Origin of the sequence: Planobispora longispora (assembly GCF_016863135.1) — a bacterium.
Classification (GTDB): domain Bacteria; phylum Actinomycetota; class Actinomycetes; order Streptosporangiales; family Streptosporangiaceae; genus Planobispora; species Planobispora longispora.
Window position 1 is genome coordinate 22,464 of record NZ_BOOH01000009.1, and the last position, 18,263, is coordinate 40,726.

Annotated in this window: 18 protein-coding genes; 14 read left to right on the forward strand and 4 right to left on the reverse strand. The window is 71.7% G+C overall.

Going from position 1 to position 18,263, the window contains the following annotated elements; all coding sequences use genetic code 11:
* Positions 1-67 precede the first annotated feature (67 nt).
* Entirely contained in the window at positions 68-985 is a 918-nt protein-coding gene (gene fdhD, locus Plo01_RS04235) for a formate dehydrogenase accessory sulfurtransferase FdhD (protein ID WP_203889155.1), read from the reverse strand.
* Entirely contained in the window at positions 982-3,216 is a 2,235-nt protein-coding gene (locus Plo01_RS04240) for an FdhF/YdeP family oxidoreductase (RefSeq protein ID WP_203889156.1), read from the reverse strand. The genes fdhD and Plo01_RS04240 overlap by 4 nt, the downstream gene beginning before the upstream one ends.
* Before the next feature lie 135 nt (positions 3,217-3,351).
* Here Plo01_RS04240 and Plo01_RS04245 point away from each other — a divergent pair, with 135 nt between their 5' ends.
* The 7 genes from Plo01_RS04245 to Plo01_RS04275 all read left to right on the forward strand — a co-directional run bounded on the left by Plo01_RS04245 (position 3,352) and on the right by Plo01_RS04275 (position 9,004).
* Positions 3,352-4,176, forward strand: a complete 825-nt coding sequence (locus Plo01_RS04245; RefSeq protein WP_239315870.1) for a biotin--[acetyl-CoA-carboxylase] ligase — start codon at positions 3,352-3,354, stop codon at positions 4,174-4,176.
* 179 nt (positions 4,177-4,355) lie between these two features.
* The gene (locus tag Plo01_RS04250) at positions 4,356-4,880 is read left to right on the forward strand and encodes a PH domain-containing protein (protein WP_203889158.1); all 525 of its coding nucleotides are present in this window, start codon (positions 4,356-4,358) and stop codon (positions 4,878-4,880) included.
* Between the two features lie 14 nt (positions 4,881-4,894).
* A complete protein-coding gene (locus Plo01_RS04255; RefSeq protein WP_203889159.1) occupies positions 4,895-5,890 on the forward strand; it encodes an adenylate/guanylate cyclase domain-containing protein in 996 nt (331 codons plus the stop codon).
* Between the two features lie 223 nt (positions 5,891-6,113).
* Positions 6,114-6,290, forward strand: coding sequence for a (2Fe-2S)-binding protein (locus Plo01_RS04260; RefSeq protein ID WP_084779571.1), 177 nt, complete (start codon positions 6,114-6,116; stop codon positions 6,288-6,290).
* A gap of 16 nt (positions 6,291-6,306) precedes the next feature.
* Positions 6,307-6,789, forward strand: coding sequence for a bacterioferritin (gene bfr, locus Plo01_RS04265; protein WP_203889160.1), 483 nt, complete (start codon positions 6,307-6,309; stop codon positions 6,787-6,789).
* 266 nt (positions 6,790-7,055) lie between these two features.
* A complete protein-coding gene (locus Plo01_RS04270) occupies positions 7,056-7,724 on the forward strand; it encodes a response regulator transcription factor (RefSeq protein ID WP_012888073.1) in 669 nt (222 codons plus the stop codon).
* A gap of 2 nt (positions 7,725-7,726) precedes the next feature.
* Complete coding sequence (locus Plo01_RS04275; RefSeq protein ID WP_203889161.1) at positions 7,727-9,004, forward strand: ATP-binding protein; 1,278 nt, start codon at positions 7,727-7,729, stop codon at positions 9,002-9,004.
* Between the two features lie 6 nt (positions 9,005-9,010).
* Here the strand turns inward: Plo01_RS04275 and Plo01_RS04280 are convergent, their stop codons facing one another.
* Entirely contained in the window at positions 9,011-9,496 is a 486-nt protein-coding gene (locus Plo01_RS04280) for a GtrA family protein (protein ID WP_203889162.1), read from the reverse strand.
* Positions 9,497-9,785: 289 nt separating this feature from the next.
* On the opposite strand from Plo01_RS04280, the gene Plo01_RS04285 reads away from it, so the two are divergent.
* The 6 genes from Plo01_RS04285 (at position 9,786) to Plo01_RS04310 (ending at position 14,697) form a co-directional block, all read left to right on the forward strand.
* On the forward strand, positions 9,786-10,730 hold the full coding sequence (locus Plo01_RS04285) for a DUF8094 domain-containing protein (RefSeq protein ID WP_203889163.1): 945 nt from the start codon (positions 9,786-9,788) through the stop codon (positions 10,728-10,730).
* Between the two features lie 81 nt (positions 10,731-10,811).
* Entirely contained in the window at positions 10,812-11,972 is a 1,161-nt protein-coding gene (locus Plo01_RS04290; protein WP_275415359.1) for a 5-(carboxyamino)imidazole ribonucleotide synthase, read from the forward strand.
* 194 nt (positions 11,973-12,166) lie between these two features.
* Entirely contained in the window at positions 12,167-12,670 is a 504-nt protein-coding gene (gene purE, locus Plo01_RS04295) for a 5-(carboxyamino)imidazole ribonucleotide mutase (protein WP_203889164.1), read from the forward strand.
* Between the two features lie 251 nt (positions 12,671-12,921).
* Positions 12,922-13,329 carry a nuclear transport factor 2 family protein gene (locus tag Plo01_RS04300; protein WP_203889165.1) on the forward strand — a complete coding sequence of 136 codons (408 nt, stop codon included), beginning with the start codon at positions 12,922-12,924 and terminating at the stop codon, positions 13,327-13,329.
* A gap of 233 nt (positions 13,330-13,562) precedes the next feature.
* Positions 13,563-13,796 carry a DUF397 domain-containing protein gene (locus tag Plo01_RS04305; protein WP_239315871.1) on the forward strand — a complete coding sequence of 78 codons (234 nt, stop codon included), beginning with the start codon at positions 13,563-13,565 and terminating at the stop codon, positions 13,794-13,796.
* Positions 13,797-13,854: 58 nt separating this feature from the next.
* A complete protein-coding gene (locus Plo01_RS04310) occupies positions 13,855-14,697 on the forward strand; it encodes a hypothetical protein (protein WP_203889166.1) in 843 nt (280 codons plus the stop codon).
* Positions 14,698-14,713: 16 nt separating this feature from the next.
* Here the strand turns inward: Plo01_RS04310 and Plo01_RS04315 are convergent, their stop codons facing one another.
* Complete coding sequence (locus Plo01_RS04315) at positions 14,714-16,033, reverse strand: UDP-glucose dehydrogenase family protein (protein WP_203889167.1); 1,320 nt, start codon at positions 16,031-16,033, stop codon at positions 14,714-14,716.
* A 344-nt stretch (positions 16,034-16,377) separates the two neighbouring features.
* Between Plo01_RS04315 and Plo01_RS04320 the strand changes: the two genes are divergently transcribed.
* Entirely contained in the window at positions 16,378-17,541 is a 1,164-nt protein-coding gene (locus Plo01_RS04320; protein WP_203889168.1) for an acyl-CoA dehydrogenase family protein, read from the forward strand.
* Positions 17,542-18,263 lie beyond the last annotated feature (722 nt).

An 18,263-nucleotide genomic window follows, 5' to 3' on the forward strand; every position in this document is an offset into this window, starting at 1 on the left:
CGGGAGTGAACGGGGGCTCGGAACACCCGGCAGAACACCCGGCGAGCGGAACACCCCGGCGAGCCGGTCACGGTTCGACGCGGTGCGCCCCGGCGTAGACGTTGAAGCGCTCGCCGCGCAGGAAGCCGACCAGCGTCATGCCGAACTCCCTGGCCAGGTCCACGGCCAGGGAGGACGGCGCGGAGACCGCGCAGACGACCGGCACGCCCGCCGCCAGGGCCTTCTGCATGATCTCGTAGCTGGTCCGGCCGCTGACCATGAGGACGTGACCGGCCAGCGGCAGCCGCCCGTCCAGCAGCGCCCAGCCGGTCAGCTTGTCGACCGCGTTGTGCCGTCCCACGTCCTCGCGGAGTGCCACGAGCCCGCCGTCCGGGGTGAAGAGCCCGGCCGCGTGCAGGCCCCCCGTCCGGCCGAACACGCCCTGGGCCCGCCGGAGGGTGTCCGGCAGGCCGTACAGGACCTCGGCGGGGACCGCGAGGCCGTCCCGCGCGAGCGGCGGGGAGCACCGCTCACGCAGGGCGTCGAGGCTCGCGGTGCCGCACACGCCGCAGGCGCTGGAGGTCACGAAGTGCCGGTCGAGGGAGGGCAGGTCGGGCAGGCGGTCGCCGCGCAGCCGTACGGTGACCGTGTTGTAGCGCGCCTCGGGCGGCACGTCCTCGTCCGCGCAGTAGGAGATGGACGCGATGGAGCCGGGCGCCGCGACGCCCTCGCCGTGCAGGAACCCGGCCGCCAGCTCGAAGTCGTGCCCGGGGGTCCGCATGGTGATCGCCACGGTGCGGCGCCCGCCGCCCGCCCGGATCCGGATCTCCAGCGGCTCCTCGGTGGCCAGGTCGTCGCGGCGGTCCCGGACGGCCCGGCCGGAGAACTCCCGGATCCGGACCCGGCTGACCGGCCCCGGCCGCCTGACCCCGCGACCGGCCTCCCCCGCGGGCGTCCCGGGGGCGCCACGCGGGGGAGCGGGGTCGGCGGGGTTCCCGGCGGTCATGAGGGCAGTTTCGTGATCATGGCCAGGGCGTTGTAGTCGGGGATGCGCGCGGCGGAGGAGCGGCGGCCCGCGTCGAGCAGGACGTTGCCCTCGGGCCAGTGGATCTGCAGGTTGCCGGGGGTCAGCGGGGCGCGCAGCACCCGGCCGCGGAAGACGCGCCCGCCGGTGACCGAGCGCAGCTCCACGGGGGCGCCGTCGGGCAGGCCGAGGCGGTCGGCGTCGTGCGCGCTCATCAGCACCGCCTCGCGGGTGGCGCCGTTGAAGCCGTCGCGGCGCTCGTGGACCATGCTGTTGAACTGCTTGCCGCGCCGGGTGGCGACCATGAACGCCCCGTCGGGGCGCTCCAGGGCGGGCAGCGGGACCGGGGAGAACCGGCCCAGGCCGTCGGCCGTGGGGAAGCGGCCGTCCGGGCACAGGTGCCGGCCGCCGTACTGGACGTTGTCCCCGAACGCCGACAGCCCGGCGACGCCCGCGTAGAACGGGACCGCCCGCTCGATGTCCGCCCGGATCTCGGCGGTGCCCGCGTAGCGGAGCCGGTCGGCCAGCTCCGGCCGGGCGCGGCCGGCCAGCTCGGTGAAGATCTGCCACTCCGGCCGGGCCTCGCCGATCCGGGGGCCGGGGATCTCCGGGGAGAGGATGATCCGCCGCTCGGTGGTCGTCTCGGTGACGCCCCCGACCATCTCGTAGCGGGTCTGGGCGGGCAGCAGCAGGACGTCGCCCCCGGAGCCGTCGGGCCCCTCCGCGGGCACCAGCATCTGCGAGGACAGGACGATGTCGATGTGCACGCGGAGCTTCAGCCGGGACAGGGCCTCGCGGCAGTAGCCCGGGTCGGGCAGGACCTCCAGGAAGTTGCCGCCGCTGGAGACCAGGACGTCCAGCTCTCCCCGGTGGGCCGCGTCGATCATGTCGGTGGCGGTCAGGCCGGGGGCGGTGGGCACCTCGAAGCCCCACAGCTCACCGAACCTGCGGGCGTTCTCCTCGGTGATCGGCAGGCCGCCGGGCAGGCCGGTGGCGTAGGCGCCCATCTCGGCGCCGCCCTGCACGCCGCTGTGCCCGCGGATCGGCATCAATCCGCACCTGTCGCGGCCGACGAAGCCCCGGGCCAGCGCCAGGTTCACGATCGAGCGGACGTTGTCCTCGCCGTAGGTGTGCTGGGTGATGCCCATCGACCAGACCAGCACCGCCGAGCGTGCCCTGCCCAGCAGCTCGGCCAGCTCGAACATCTGCTCCCGGCTCGCCCCGGCCAGCGCCTCCAGCGACTCCCACGACTGCCCGGCCAGCTCCCGCCGTACGGCGTCGAAGCCCGTCGTGTGCTCGTCGATCCAGGCCTCGTCCGCCCAGCCGTTCTCGATCAGGTGCTTGAGCACGCCGTTGAGGAAGCCGATGTCGCCGCCGACGTTCACGCCGAAGAAATGGTCGGTGATCTTCGTGCCGAAGAGCGCGGACTCGGCGTTGGACGGCACCCAGTACTTGTCCATGCCGGGCTCGCGGTAGGCGTTGACCATCGCGATCTTCGTCCCGGCCTTCTTGGCGTGGTAGAGGTACTTCATCGCGACCGGCTGGTTGTTCGACGGGTTGGACCCGATGAACACGATCAGGTCCGAGCCGATCCAGTCGGTGTAGGAGCAGGTCGTCGCGGCCGCGCCGATGGTCTCCTTCAGCGCGACGGTCGAGGGGGAGTGGCAGATGCGGGCCGCGTTGTCCACGGAGTTGGAGCCCAGCGCCCGGACCGCCTTCTGCGCCGCGAAGTAGTTCTCGTTCGGCACGCCCCGGCTGGTCAGGTAGACCCCGAGCCGGGATCCGCGCAGGTGCGGCGCGGCCAGGTCCAGGGCCTCGTCCCAGCCGATCCGGGTGAATCCGGGCTCGCCCGCGCGGCGCAGCATCGGGTACGGCAGCCGCCCGAGGTCACGCAGCTCCGCGCTCTTGCGCCCCTCCAGGGCGGAGACGTCCTCCAGCACGGAGACGTCCAGGGCGGGCATCGTGTTCAGCGGCAGGAGCCGCAACCGGATGTTGCACAGATGGATCTCGTCCATGGTCCAGTCGCGCATGCCCTTGGTGCCCAGCGCGCACCCGTCGCAGGTCCCCTGCGTGAGGATCCGCCAGGCGTAGCGGCGGTTGCCCTTGACCGAGCGGAAGGCCTTGACCAGCTCCAGGTAGTTGTTCGGCTTGCGCTCGCCGATCCCGAAGGGCTTCCAGCTCGCCCAGTTGCGCGGGTCGAGACGTCTCTTCATGCGTCCATTTTCGCCCCCCTGCGGAGGATGCGGATAGCCGGAACGCATCTATCGGTTCAATCTATGATCGCGGTATTCGCTGGTCATCGCCCTGTTCGTGCAGCATTCGGTCGTCCGGGGAGGGAAGATGGAGGGGTGCTGGACTCCCCCTTCACCGATCTCGAGCGCCCGCCGCTCTCCCAGGCGGCGCTCAACCGCGCCCTGGTGCGCCCCGGCGGCCTCTGGTCGGACATCGCCGTCGTCGACAGGACCGGCTCGACGAACGCCGACCTCGCGCAGGCCGCACGTGACGGCGCCCGCCAGGGAGCGGTCATCGTCGCGGAGTCGCAGTTCGCCGGGCGCGGCAGGCTCGGCCGGGCCTGGTCCGCGCCGCCGCGCGCCGGCCTGACGTTCTCGATGCTGCTGCGGCCCGACCCGCCGCCGGCGCGGCAGGGCTGGCTGCCGCTGCTCGTCGGCCTGGCCGCCGTCTCGGCGGTGCGCCGGCTGGCGGAGGTGGACGCCCGCCTGAAATGGCCCAACGACCTGCTGATCGGGGAGCGCAAGCTCGCCGGCGTGCTCGCCGAGCGGGTGGACAGCGCGGTGATCGTCGGAGTCGGGCTCAACGTCAGCCTGCGCCCCCAGGAGCTGCCCGTCCCCACCGCCACCTCGCTCGCCGTCGAGAAGGCCGCCTGCACCGACCGCGACCCGCTCCTGCGGGAGGTGCTGCGGGAGATCGAGACGCACTACCGCGAGTGGTCGGAGGCGGACGGCGACGCGGACGCCTGCGGGCTGCGGGCCGCCTACCTCGCGGCCAGCGGGACGGTCGGGCGGCGCGTCCGGGTGGAGCTGCCCGGGGAGCGCGTGCTCACCGGCCTGGCGACCGGCGTCGACCCCTCCGGGCACCTGGTGGTGGAGTCCGGCGGGCAGGAGCACACGCTCAGCGCGGGCGACGTCGTGCACGTCCGCCCGGACGCCGTCTGACCGCGGGCTGCCGCAGCCGCCCCGCTCGGCCGTCCGCACGCCACCTTGCTCGGCCGTCCGCCGCGCCGCCTCGTCCGGCCGTCCGCCGCGCCGCCCCGCGGGGCGGCGCGGCGTCTTCCCGGGGCCGTTCACCGTACGGCCCCTGACGGGGGAGGCGCGGCCGTGCCACGATGTGCCCCATGGGTCTCCCCGATCACCACCTGACGGAGGGGGAGCGGCGCATCCGGGCCTTCCACCCCCACTGGAAACGCCTGGTCGTCCCCCTCCTGGCGCTGCTCCTCATCGTCGCGGCGGCCGTCGCCGCGATGTTCCTCATGCCGTCCTTCCCCTACGAGGGATACGCGCGCGCCGCGGTGGCGGTGATCGCGGTCGGGCTGCTGGCGGTGTGGTCGCTCGTGCCGTACCTCCAGTGGCGCGCCACCGTGTACGTCCTGACCTCGCACCGGTTCACGATCAGCACGGGCGTGCTGAGCACCTCCCACGACGACATCCCGATGGGCAAGGTCAACACGGTCAGCGCCGACCAGACCCTGCTGGAGCGGATCCTCGGCTGCGGCACGCTCATCGTCGAGTCGGCCGGCGAGCGGGGCCGGATCGTCCTGCGCGACATCCCCGACCTCCAGGACGTCCGCGCCGAACTGTTCCGCGCCATCGACGAGGCCGACGACGGCGACCCGGGCCGCGACGCGCTGGCGTCGCCATGAACACAGGGAAGAAGATGGGCGCTGAGGAAGCGGTGGGGCGGCCGACGGCCGAGGAGATCGAGCGGATCTTCGTGGGGCCCGAGCCCCGCTACACCCGGATCGAGGTCGCCGAGCGCTCCGGGGTCCCCCAGGAGCTGACCGAGCGGATCTGGCGGGCGCTGGGCTTCGCCACGCTGGCCGACGACGCCGTGGCCTTCACCGAGGCCGACATCGACGCGCTGAAGCGGGTGCGGGCGATGATGGAGAGCGGCCTGCTCGACGAGCAGACGGTCATCCGGATGACCCGGGCGGTCGGCCAGACCACGGCCAGGCTCGCGCAGTGGCAGGCCGAGATCATCGTCGGCGCCAAGCTCGACCCGGGCCACCCGCCCAGCCCCGCCGACCTGAAGGAGATCATGGCGACCGCCCAGCGGCTCCTGCCCGACTTCGAGATGGTGCTGGCCCACGTCTGGCGCTCCCAGCTGGCCGCGGCCGGAACCCGGCTGCTGGCGCTGGCCGACATGTCGCAGGAGGCCGTGCCCACCCGGCTGACCCTCGCGGTGGGCTTCGCCGACCTGGTCTCCTTCACCCGGGTCTCGCGGGAGCTCGACGAGTACGGCCTCGCCGAGCTGGTCGAGGGGTTCGAGTCGCGGGCCGCCGACGTGGTCGCCGCGCACGGGGGGCGGCTGGTCAAGACGCTCGGCGACGAGGTGCTGTTCACCACGGCCGAGCCCCGTACGGCCGCCGCGATCGCGCTGGAGCTGATCGAGGCCATCAGGCGGGACGGGCCCGAGGTCAGGGCGGGGCTGGCCTACGGCCCGGTGCTGCCGATGATGGGGGACGTCTTCGGGACCACGGTCAATCTGGCGGCGCGCTTGACGGCGGTCGCCCGTCCGGGGACCGTCGTCATCGACGCGGGCATGGCCGACGCCGTCGGGGCGGAACCCGGCTTCGAGACCCACCGCATCCGGCGCAGGCCGGTCCGGGGGCTGGGGGTCATCCAGCCGTACGTGCTGCGCAGGGCCGAGTGAGGCCGCGCGGGGTGCGTTGAGAGGGGCCCGAGTGGGTCCGTGCAGGGCCCGGACGATCCACTTCCCACGGTGACGGGGATCTAACGTTCCGTGTGTCGCAAATGGCCTCGCCGCTGAGCTGCGATTATGTGGCTCAGCTCACATAGGCAAGCCTAACCAAAGTGAGTTACCTTAGGTGTGCCTTACCTATGTGCTACTCTTCTTGAGAGGTCCCTTCCTCGCCATGTATGTGTGTGTCTGCCGCGCAGTGACTGAGAATGAGGTGCACGACTGCATCGCCGCTGGGGCGAAGAGCGCGCGGCAAATCCGCGACACCACCGGCGCCGGAGGCGACTGTGCTTCTTGCGTGCGCAAGATCTGTGCGATCCTGAAGCGGTCTGAAGAGTTGGCGACCGCATAAGGCAAGGAGCCCGCCGATGCAGGGCGACAAGCAGATCATCGAATTGCTCAACGAACAGCTCACCGCCGAGCTGACCGCGATCAACCAGTACTTCCTGCACGCCAAGATGCAGCAGAACTGGGGTTACACCAAGCTTGCGAAGTACACCCGCGAAGAGTCCATCGACGAGATGCGCCACGCGGAGAAGCTCACCGACCGGATCCTCTTCCTCGAGGGCCTGCCCAACTACCAGCGCCTGGGCACGCTCCACATCGGGCAGACCGTCACCGAACAGCTCCGCGCCGACCTCACGGTCGAGCTGGAGGTCGTCAACCGGATCCGGCCGGCGATCGCCATCATGCGCGACAAGGGTGACATCACCTCCGCCCGGCTCTTCGAGGAGATCCTGGAGGACGAGGAGCACCACATCGACTACCTGGAGACCGAGCTTTCGCTCATCGAGAGCCTGGGCGAGCAGCTCTACCTCGCCCGGTACGCGGAGCCGCCGTCGGCCTCCTGAGGGGTCTTCCCCACACGCCGAGACACGCCGAGACACGCCCAATCGGACACGGTCCGACTGGGCGTGTTCTTTTTGTCGATAATGCGATTAGGGCCGTGCTCTTTCGGGGACTCCCGAGGCGGGCGCCGTACCCGCTCCTCGTGAACCGGTGCGGGATGACTATCCGGGATTTATCAGTGTTTGCCCAGGTCAATAGATAGGTCAACGGCAAGTCAAACCGCGCGCTATGCCGGGGAAACGATCGCTTAAGGTCCTACTCTCTCAACATGACCTGCGTACTTCTCGCCGAGGATGACACCTCGATTTCCGAGCCGCTGGCGCGAGCCCTGCGCCGTGAGGGCTATCAGGTGGAGGTGAGCCCCGACGGCCCGCAAGCCCTGGAGAGGGCTCTGTCGGGTGGCATCGACTTGATCGTTCTTGACCTGGGGCTGCCCGAGATGGACGGCCTCGAAGTGGCCCGGCGCATCCGGGCCGAGGGGCACGGCACGCCCGTGCTCATCCTCACCGCCCGCGTGGACGAGGTGGACACCGTGGTGGGCCTCGACGCCGGGGCCGACGACTACGTCACCAAGCCGTTCCGCCTGGCCGAGCTGCTGGCCCGGGTCCGGGCCCTGCTCCGGCGCGGCACCTCCGAGACGCCCGTGGTCCAGGGCGTGCGCATCGACGCCGACTCCCGCCGCGCGTGGATGGGCGACAAGGAACTGCACCTGACCACCAAGGAGTTCGACCTGCTCCGGGTCCTGGTCCGGGACGCCGGGAAGGTGGTCACGCGCGAGCAGATCATGCGCGAGGTGTGGGACACCAACTGGTGGGGCTCCACCAAGACCCTGGACATGCACATCTCGTGGCTGCGCCGCAAGCTCGGCGACGACGCAGCGAAGCCGCGCTACATCACCACGGTTCGAGGGGTCGGCTTCCGTTTCGAACGCGAGTAGGGATGCGCCGTCGTCTGCTCTCCTCCACCCTGCTCGTCGCGGTCATCGCGGTGCTGCTGCTCGGCATCCCGCTGGGCGTGGCGGTCAACCGCCTCATCCAGGAGGAGGCGACCCAGGAACTCACGGGGGAGGCCAAGAGCCTGGTCGGCGACGTGGAGTACGCCCGGGGGCAGGAGCAGCCGATCGATCCCGAGCAGCTCGCGAAGAAATACCCCGAGCGCTACATCCAGATCTACGCCAGGGGAATCCCCGACCAGGTGATCACCGTGGGCACCGAGCCCCCCCGGGACCGCTCGCTCAAGGCGGACGCCCAGTCGGAGAGCGGGGTCTACGTCGTGGTGATCCGGGACAAGACCCAGGTCGAGCAGCAGGTCCACGCTTGGCTCCTGCTCATCCTCGCGCTCGCCGCGGTGGCCCTCGCGGTGGCGGTGGGGCTCGCCGTCGTGCAGTCGCGCCGGCTGACGCTCCCGCTCCGCGACCTGGCCATGATCGCCGAGCGGCTCGGCTCGGGTGAGGCCCGGCCGAGCAAGCACCGCTACGGCATCCAGGAGCTCGACCGGGTGGCCGAGGTGCTGGACCGGAGCGCGACCCGGATCGCCGACCTGCTGGCCAGGGAGCGCGAGTTCGCCACGGACGCCTCCCACCAGCTCCGCACCCCGCTCACCGGCCTGACCATGCGGCTGGAGGAGATCGTCGCGGCCGCGGACGACCCCGGCGTCGTCAAGGAGGAGGGCGAGGCCGCGATCGTGCAGGCCGAGCGCCTGACCGCGGTGATCGACGAACTGCTCGCCGCCGCCCGGCGGCAGCGCCATGCCCAGACCGCGGTGGTGGAGCTCGACGCCCTGCTGGACCAGCAGTTCATCGAGTGGGGCCCGGCGTTCTCCCGCGGCGGGCGGAAACTGACGCTGGCCGGGACGCGCGGGCTCAAGGCGCTGGGCACCAGCGGAGGGATCAGCCAGGTCATCTCCACCCTGCTGGAGAACTCCCTGAAACACGGCGGCGGCCCGGTGACGGTGACGACGAGCAGCACGGACAAGTCGATCGTGATCGAGGTGGCGGATCAGGGGGACGGCATCCCCGACGACATCGCCCCCCGCGTCTTCGAGCGCAACATGAGCGGGGCGGGCGGCACCGGTCTCGGGCTGACCCTCGCGCGGGCGCTGGCCGCCGCCGACGGCGGCCGCCTGGAGCTGGTACGGCCCCGCCCCGCGGCGTTCGCCGTCTTCCTGCGCCCGGTCGGCGACTCCGGGAGATACCGGGTGGTCAGCGGCCCGGCGTGAGAGACGTCAGCGGACCCTGGTCTCGCCGGGGAGTTCCTTGGGGATCTCCTCGGTGACGGCCGTGGCGGCGAGGAAGACCCAGCGCTTGTAGGACCAGAACCGGAACAGCGTGCCGAGGGCCGTGCCGACCAGGAGCGCGACGTTGTAGCTGATCGGGTCTTCCAGGCCGAGGGTGTAGGTCACGAAGCCGATCACCAGCATCGAGATCAGCAGGCCGATGCCGTTGAGCAGGAAGAACAGGAAGTACTCGCGGGCGAGGCCGCTCTGCTCCCGGTGCCGGAAGGTCCAGTAGCGGTTGCCGAGGTAGGCGAAGGTCGCCGCGATGATCGTGGCGATGACCTTGGAGGTCAGCGGCCCCCAGCCCCAGCCCCAGCGGAGCAGGTTGGTGGCGCCGAAGTCGATCACGAAGGCGATGGCCCCGATGATCCCGAATTTCGCCAGCTCGTGCACCAGGTCGGCGAACCGTTTGTAGGCGTGTCGGAGGAACTGCACGTCTGCTGCACGGTCCTTTCCTGTCGGCTGCGGATCCGCCGTCATCCGGTGGATCTCGGGCGTCGCCCTCAGGCTACCGGGGGCCTCCGGGTCGCCGTGCGAGAGCCGGTCGAATCGTTGCGTCGCCGGTGCTCAAGAACATTTCTATAAATGTCCCACAACGACGGATAAATCAGGGCATCTGACGTTACCCTGTTCGGGTAGATCGCGGGAAGGCTCGGGGGCTCACCTCTCGCGATCGGTTCCAGACGGATCGCCGACCAGACGGCCAGAACCCCGGGACCATCGCTTGCCTCGCCGATTGATCGCCCTGCTCCTCGGCCTGTGCGCCGCGGCGGGCTGCGGCGTGCGGAGCGAAGGACGAGCGGTCCCCGAGACCGGGCCGTCCCCGGAGGCATCCGCCCGTACGGTCGAACGCGCGGAGGCGGTCCAGGCGTTCGAGCTCCTCGGGCAGCTCGACGACGCCTGGCGCGACCGGGACTGCGCGGCGGTCGATCAGCTGACCGCCTGGGCGGAGAATACGCTGGGCGGCCGTGCCTGCGAGGCAACCCGGAACGGCCGCCCAGCTCCCACCCGCCAGGAATACGCCGACCCGGAGTTCTTCCTGCCCGCCCCGGCCGGGGAGGACCGCTGGTTCGCGGCCCTGGCGCGCGAACCCCGCCCGGCCTACTTCCTCTTCGTCCACGAGGACGGCCGCTGGCGGCTCGCCGCGGGGCCCATCCCGGCGGAGGGCGACGGGGCCCCCGAGCCCACCGGCGGCGCCGTACCCTCCGACGACCCCTCCACCGGGGTCAAGGCCCGGCTGGTGCCGCAGCGCTACCTGACCTACCTGACCGATCCCGCCGGCGTCAGCGGAGTGTCGTTCCCCAAGGGCGACGTCGCCGCGGAGCTGCTCGCGGAGCTGGGCAGGCGGCCCGAGACGGTCCGCCCCGACCGGCTCGGCACCGACGTCCGGCTGCTCGTCGGCCCGCAGCGCGCGCTGCTGCTGCCGGCCGGGGGCGCGCTGGTGATCCACGCCCTGGAGATCGAGTACCGGCAGCGGCCGGGGCCCGGCCGGTCCTCCCTCGCCCACCCGATCTACGGCAGGGACGACCTGCGCGGGTTCACCGGGAGCGTCAAGGCCCCCGAGCTGACCGGGACCGAGATCGTGCTCCTCGTCACCGAGGTCACCGGCAAGGGGAAGACCTCCACCGTCGCCGCCCGCCGCGGCCTGGCCTCCCTGACCGCCGACTGACCTGACCGCCGACTGACCTGACCGCCGACCGACGGCGACCTCCGGCCGGGGCCGTACCGGGGGGCGGTAAGCTCAGCGGACGTGAGCAGCACTTCTCCGGCCGGTCGCGCCATCGGCCCCGTCGTCGGCATGATCGGAGCGGGCCAGCTGGCCCGGATGACCCAGCAGGCGGCCATCGCGCTCGGCGTGGAACTGCGGGTGCTGGCCGAGTCCGCCGGTGACAGCGCGGCCCGGGTGGTCGCCGACGCGCCCCTGGGCGACTACCGCGACCTGGCCGACCTGCGCGAGTTCGCCAAGGGCTGCGACGCGCTCACCTTCGACCACGAGCACGTGCCCACCGAGCACATCGCCGCGCTGACCGCGGAGGGCCACGCCGTCCGCCCCGGGGCCGAGGCGCTCGTGCACGCCCAGGACAAGGCCGTGATGCGCGAGCGGCTGACCGCGATCGGCGCGCCCTGCCCGGCCTGGCGGCGGATCACCGCGGCCGCCGAGGTGGAGGGGTTCGCCGCGGAGCACGGCTGGCCGGTCGTGCTCAAGGCCGTGCGCGGCGGCTACGACGGCCGGGGCGTCTGGGTCTGCCGGTCCGCGGAGGAGGCCGCCGAGGTCCTCGCGAGCGGGGTGCCGCTGATGGCCGAGGCGTTCGTGCCGTTCGAGCGGGAGCTGGCCGTGCTCGTCGCCCGCTCCCCGCACGGGCAGGGCGTCAGCTACCCGGTGGTGGAGACCGTGCAGAAGGACGGCATCTGCGTCGAGGTCCTCGCCCCCGCGCCCGGCCTCGACCCCGAGCGGGCCGCGGTCGCGCAGGGGATCGCTCTGAAGATCGCCACCGAGCTGGGCGTGACCGGCCTGCTGGCCGTGGAGATGTTCGAGACCTCCACCGGGCTCGTGGTGAACGAGCTGGCCATGCGCCCGCACAACAGCGGCCACTGGACCATCGACGGCGCCCGGACCTCCCAGTTCGAGCAGCACCTGCGCGCTGTCCTCGACCTCCCGCTCGGCTCGCCCTCGCTGGCCGCCCCCGTCGTGGTGATGGCCAACCTCCTCGGCGGCGACGATCCGGACGTCTTCTCCCGCTACGAGCACGTCATGGCGCACGACCCGGGGATCAAGATTCACTTCTACGGCAAGGACGTACGGCCCGGCCGCAAGATCGGGCACGTCACCGCGCTCGGAACGGACCTCGACGAGGTCCGGGTCCGGGCCCGGCACGCCGCCGCCTACCTGGCCGACGGCGTCTACGTCTGACCGCCGCGCCTGATCGCGCGAGGGGCGGCCGGGCACACCGGACGGCCGGAACGCGGGACGATCGCGGACGGAGGAACGCCCGGGCCCAGCCGGGTACGGCATGAGACGCCCGGGCACACCCGGGCGCGGTAAGAGACGCCCGGGCACACCCGGGCACGGCACGATCGGGCGAGGCGCCCGGCGAAGGAGAGCGCATGGCCACCGTCGGCATCGTGATGGGCAGTGACTCCGACTGGCCGGTGATGCGGCTGGCCGCCGAGGCGCTCGCCGAGTTCGGCGTGGAGTTCGAGGCCGACGTGGTCTCCGCGCACCGCATGCCCCAGGAGATGATCGAGTACGGCGCGCGGGCGGCGGAGCGCGGGCTGAAGGTGATCATCGCCGGGGCCGGGGGCGCCGCCCACCTGCCCGGGATGCTCGCCTCGGTGACCCCGCTCCCGGTGATCGGCGTGCCCGTCCCGCTGAAGTACCTCGACGGCATGGACTCCCTGCTGTCCATCGTCCAGATGCCGGCCGGGGTCCCGGTCGCCACCGTCGCCATCGGCGGCGCCCGCAACGCCGGGCTGCTGGCCGTACGGATCCTCGCCGCCGCCGACGCGGAGCTGCGGGCGAAGATGGAGGAGTTCCAGGCCGCGCTGCGCGACCAGGCCCACGCCAAGGGCGCCAGGCTCCGGGAGGAGGCCGCCGGGCTCGGCGGCTGAGCCCGGCGGCCGCACCCGGTTCCCAGGCCCCGCGGCCGTATCCGGTTCCCGGGTCCGGCGGCGGGGTGCGGCGGCGGGTACGGTCCCGGAGGGGGATGGCCCGGACGGTCCGGCTGGGGTAGTTTCTACGCCCGAACGCCGCCGGATGCCCCGGATGATCTGAGCGCGGCGAACGTTCCGAACACGGTGAGCGCCACGGACGTTCCGGATGCCACGCACGATTCCGGGCGAGGAGAGCGAAGGAGCCCGCCATGGCCGCGACCCCCGTGGAGATCCACGAGCGTTACGTCTGGCTCACGATGACGCGCGACGCCGACGCGCTGGCCGAGATGTTCACCCCGGACGGCGTCCTCGAGTCGCCGCTCGTCCCCGCCGGTCACGTGTTCCCCCGGCGGATGGAGGGGCGAGAAGAGATCCGCAAGGGACTGGCCGCGTACTACGAGCGCCCCCCGACGCGCACCGACCGCGTGCTGAACGTGGACAGATCCCGCTACGTGCTTCACACCACCGCCGATCCCGACGTGTTCATCGTCGAGATCGACGCCGCCTTCGACGAGCCCGCAGGCGCCGCGACCGTGTCGCTCCTGAAGATCTTCCGTATGCGGGACGGGAAGATCGCCCTGCTGCGTGACTACTTCGCGCCGGAGGAGGTGGCCTGAGGCGGCGGAGACCTCTCGCCCGGAGACCCCGCCGTGGCGAACACCGGGGAACGGGGCCGGTGCACCGATACTGTGTATGCCGACTGCGCCGCCGGGAGCATCTCGCCGGCCCTTCCCGTGGCCCGGCGCAGATCCGCGCCCGCCTCGGGCGGGTCCCGCGTGCTCCGGAGGGTCCCGTGCGGATGCCTGCCCCCGGGTGGCGTGACCGATCCGCTGACGAAGGTGGTGGGGATGTGGAAGCGGACCTGAGCGAGGCCGTCTGGCATCGGGCGGCTCCGAGTGACGACCGTGGGAGCTGCGTCGAGGTGGCCGTGGTGGACGACCTCCGTGAGGGCCACAAGGCGGGTCTCGGCTCCTTGTACGTGCTGCGCGACTCCAAGGACCCCGACGGTCCCAAGCTCTTCTTCACTCAGGCCGAGTGGGACGCCTTCGTCGGTGGCGTGAGACTTGGCGAGTTCGACGTCTGACGTCGGCCGGGCGGATCCGCACCGGCCGCCCGGAGGCCCCGGCGCCTCCGTGCGCGGAATGATCTGGCCCCTCGCGCTGGCGGCGGTGCTGCTGTCCGCGTGCGGCGGCGGCCGTATGTCGGCGGGAGCGTTCGAGGACCGCGCCCGCGAGGTCGCGGAGCGCTGGCACGGCTCCGAGGCCGACCGCGCCTGGCGCACGGGCCTGGTGCCGCTGGAAGGGCTGGGCAGAGAGCCGCGGAAGATGCCCGACCGGGTACGGGTGGCCGAGCACAACGGCGTGTGGAAGCTCGGTATCGAACTGCCCGGGGGGCCACCCGCCAGCGGGGAGGTGCGCTGGCCCGACGGGTCCGCGCTGACGGTCCCGCTCATCTCGGCGGCGACGGCGTACGCGGAGGTGAGCAAGCCTCCCGACCTGGTCGAGGAGGAATGCCCGGCCGAGGGCTGCACCCCCCTCCGGCTCGTCGGCGCCGAGCTCGGCGAGCTGCCGCTGCGCACCAGCCGGGGGACGATCCAGGTGCCCGCCTGGCACTTCACCGCCGAGGGCGTCGAGGGAAGGTTCAGCCGCGTGGCGGTCGACCCGTCGGCGATCAGCCCGCGTCCCGTCGCGAGGAAGGGCGAGTTCGAGGAGGTGACCGCCTTCGAACCGGTCCCGGCCAGGCCCCGCGACCTCCTCCTGCACTACGGCCACGGCAGCTGCGACCGGATCCACGGCGTCCGCGCCTACGAGACGAGTGATGTGGTGGTGGTCGACGTGGACGAGGAGACCGGCGACGGGGGGTGCAACGCCATGCTCCGTCTCGCCCGGATCACCGTCACACTCGACGAGCCGCTCGGGAACCGGCTCCTGCTCGACTCCGGGACCGGCCTGCCGGTGCTGCGCCGATCCTGGCTGCCGCACTGAGCCGGCCCTCGTTGTCCTACGGGCGGCCGAGGGCGCGGTAGTGCCAGCCGGCGGCGCGCCAGGTCTCGGCGTCGAGGGCGTTGCGGCCGTCGACGATCTTCCGCTGGGCGACGACGGAGCCCAGCTCCTCGGGGTCGAGGTCGACGAACTCCTGCCACTCGGTCAGCAGCAGCACCACGTGGGCGTCACGCGCGGCCTCCATGGCGGAGGTGCCGTAGGAGAGCTCGGGGTGGGCGCGGCGGGCGTTGTCCAGCGCGATGGGGTCGTAGACGGTGACCCGCCCGCCCTGCGCCGCGATGCTCGTGGCCACATCCAGCGCGGGAGAGTCGCGGATGTCGTCGGAGTTGGGCTTGAAGGCGGCCCCCAGCACCGCCACCGTGCAGCCGTTGAAGGAGCCCCCGGTCAGCTCGCGGGCCAGGTCCACCATGCGGGCCCGGCGGCGCATGTTGATCGCGTCGACCTCGCGCAGGAACGTCAGCGCCTGGTCGGCGCCCAGCTCCCCGGCGCGGGCCATGAACGCCCGGATGTCCTTGGGCAGGCAGCCCCCGCCGAAGCCGAGGCCGGGGTTGAGGAAGCGCCCGCCGATGCGCTCGTCGTACGACAGCGCCTTCGACAGCTGCTTGACGTCGGCGTGCGCGGTCTCGCACACCTCGGCCATCGCGTTGATGAAGGAGATCTTCGTGGCCAGGAAGGCGTTGGCGGCGACCTTGACCAGTTCGGCGGTGGGGTAGTCGGTGACCACCAGCGGCGTGCCGGCCTCCAGCATGGAGGCGTAGACCTCCCGCATGACCTTCTCGGCCTTCTCCGAGCGCACGCCCAGCACGATCCGGTCCGGGTTCATGGTGTCGTCCACCGCGAAGCCCTCGCGCAGGAACTCGGGGTTCCAGGCCAGCTCGGAGGCCTCGCCGACGGGGGACAGGCGGGCCAGCTTGTCGGCCAGGCGGGCGGCGGTGCCGACCGGGACGGTGGACTTGCCCACCACCAGGCACTCGCGGTCCAGGTGCGGGGCCAGCGATTCGATCACCGCGTCGAGGTAGGAGACGTCCGCGGCGTACTCGCCCTTCTTCTGCGGGGTGCCCACGCAGACGAAGTGCACCTCGCCGAAGGCGGCGGCCTCCCGGTAGGAGGTGGTGAAGCGCAGCCGGCCGTTGGCCAGGTTGCGGCGGAGGATCTCCTCCAGGCCCGGCTCGTGGATGGGCAGGTGCCCGGCCTGCAGGCTGGCGACCTTGTCGGCGTCGACGTCCAGGCCGAGCACCTCGAAGCCCAGGTCGGCCATGCAGGCCGCATGCGTGGTGCCCAGGTACCCGGTCCCCAGCACAGTCAGGCGGTAGGCCACTGCGGATCCTTTCGGTTCTCCCCAATCCATCGCGGACAGGTTACCGGCATTCTTGACACTCTCTTTTAATACCCATGCCTCATGCCGCTGACAGGAAGGGTGCGGGCCGTCCTCCGCCCGGTGTCCGGAGGGGTTTCCCGTGACCTTCTCCGCGGCCGCCTGGAGCCGTACCGGGAGGGGGGAGGGTGCTCCACCCCGGCCGCAGCGCGCCGGGGGCGGCCGCGAGGACGGGGGACGCCCGGCCCTCCGGCCGTGACTTCCCCTGCCACCTGCGTAAACGGGGAGCGGCACATATCACACCCCTGAGCCGGTCCACAGTTTGTTGGACGTCCTACTATTTTCCTATGAGCTTCCCTCTCTACGCGCTGCCCGAAGAGCACCAGATGCTCCGGGAGACCGTCCGCGCCCTCGCCGATGAGAAGATCGCCCCCCGGGCCGCCGAGGCCGACGAGACGGGGGAGTTCCCCTGGGACGTCTACAAGGCGCTCACCGCCGCCGACCTGCACGCCGTGCACATCCCCGAGGAGTACGGCGGCGCCGGCGCCGACGCGCTCGCGACGGTGATCGTCATCGAGGAGGTGGCGCGGGCCTGCGCGTCGTCCTCGCTGATCCCGGCGGTCAACAAGCTCGGCACCGTGCCGCTGCTGCTGTCGGCGTCGGAGGAGCTCAAGCAGCAGTACCTCGCGCCGGTCGCGCGGGGCGAGGCGATGTTCTCCTACGCCCTGTCCGAGGCCGAGGCGGGCAGCGACGCCGCGTCGATGAAGACCCGCGCGGTGGCCGACGGCGACCACTACGTGCTCAACGGCGCGAAGATGTGGATCACCAACGCCGGGGTGTCGGAGTACTACACGGTGATGGCCGTGACCGAGCCCGGCGTCGGCGCCCGCGGCATCTCCGCGTTCGTCGTGGAGAAGTCCGACGAGGGCGTCAGCTTCGGCCCGAAGGAGAAGAAGCTCGGCATCAAGGGCTCCCCGACCCGCCAGGTCATCCTGGAGGACGTCCGCATCCCGGCGTCGCGAATGATCGGCGAGCCCGGCACCGGTTTCAAGACCGCGCTGGCCACCCTGGACCACACCCGCATCACGATCGCCGCCCAGGCGCTCGGCATCGCCCAGGGCGCGCTGGACTACGCCGTCGGCTACGTCAAGGAGCGCAAGCAGTTCGGCAAGGCCATCGCCGAGTTCCAGGGCGTGCAGTTCATGATCGCCGACATGGCGATGAAGCTCGAGGCCGCCCGCCAGCTCACCTACGCCGCCGCGGCCAAGTCCGAGCTGGCCGCCCACGGTGAGCCCCAGGCCGACCTGACGTTCTTCTCCAGCGCCGCCAAGTGCGCCGCCTCCGACGCCGCCATGGAGATCACCACCGACGCGGTCCAGCTCCTCGGCGGGTACGGCTACACCAGCGAGTTCCCGGTCGAGCGCATGATGCGCGACGCCAAGATCACCCAGATCTACGAGGGCACCAACCAGATCCAGCGCATGGTGATGGCCCGCCAGCTCCTCAAATAGGTCCTGAGCAGGGAAGATTCTGTTATCACCGAGATCGTCCGGTGGCCCTCGCGGCCGCCGGACGATCTTTTTTATGGCTCTGTCCGATCGAACGCCTCACCGGGATCAAGCCGACACCGCAACTGCCGGAGAAGTCCACCTGCCTGGGTGGCGTTGTGTCCGGGCCCCAGTCCCGGGAGATGCCCCGGCTACGGTGAACCGGACCCGCCGCCCGTGACCTCACAGGTCGACTCGTGAAACGCGACAGCTGAGCGCCCACCCTCGCTCGGAAGGCGTGTGACACTCCGGTTGGATATCCGTTCCAGCGGATGACCTTGCAAGCAGTACGGCCCTTCCGCTGAAGCGGTGTCTCGGGTCGCCCCATGGCTTTAGCCCTCGGGCCTGACAACAGGTCTGGACGATCCTGGGCGAGCGTGGGGTGAGGGGCCCCGTAGGGCCGGCGGGCGGTGGGCTGTCGGGCTGTCCACGTGGTGCGATTCCGGCGGATAGGCGGGCGAAAGATCTTCGATAGCGGCTGATAGTAGCTTTGAGCCGGTCCGGAAGCTGACCGGTCGCCCTCCGGACCAGATGTCCGTAGCGATAACCCCCAAGGTCCGGCCCCGCGGATCCGGACCCGCGATCCCGTCCGCTCAGAGGTCCCTCGGCAGGCGCGGCGGCCCGGGAACGGCGCCGCCGGCCGCCCCACCCTCGATCCCCGACCACCCGGCCGGACGCGAACAAGC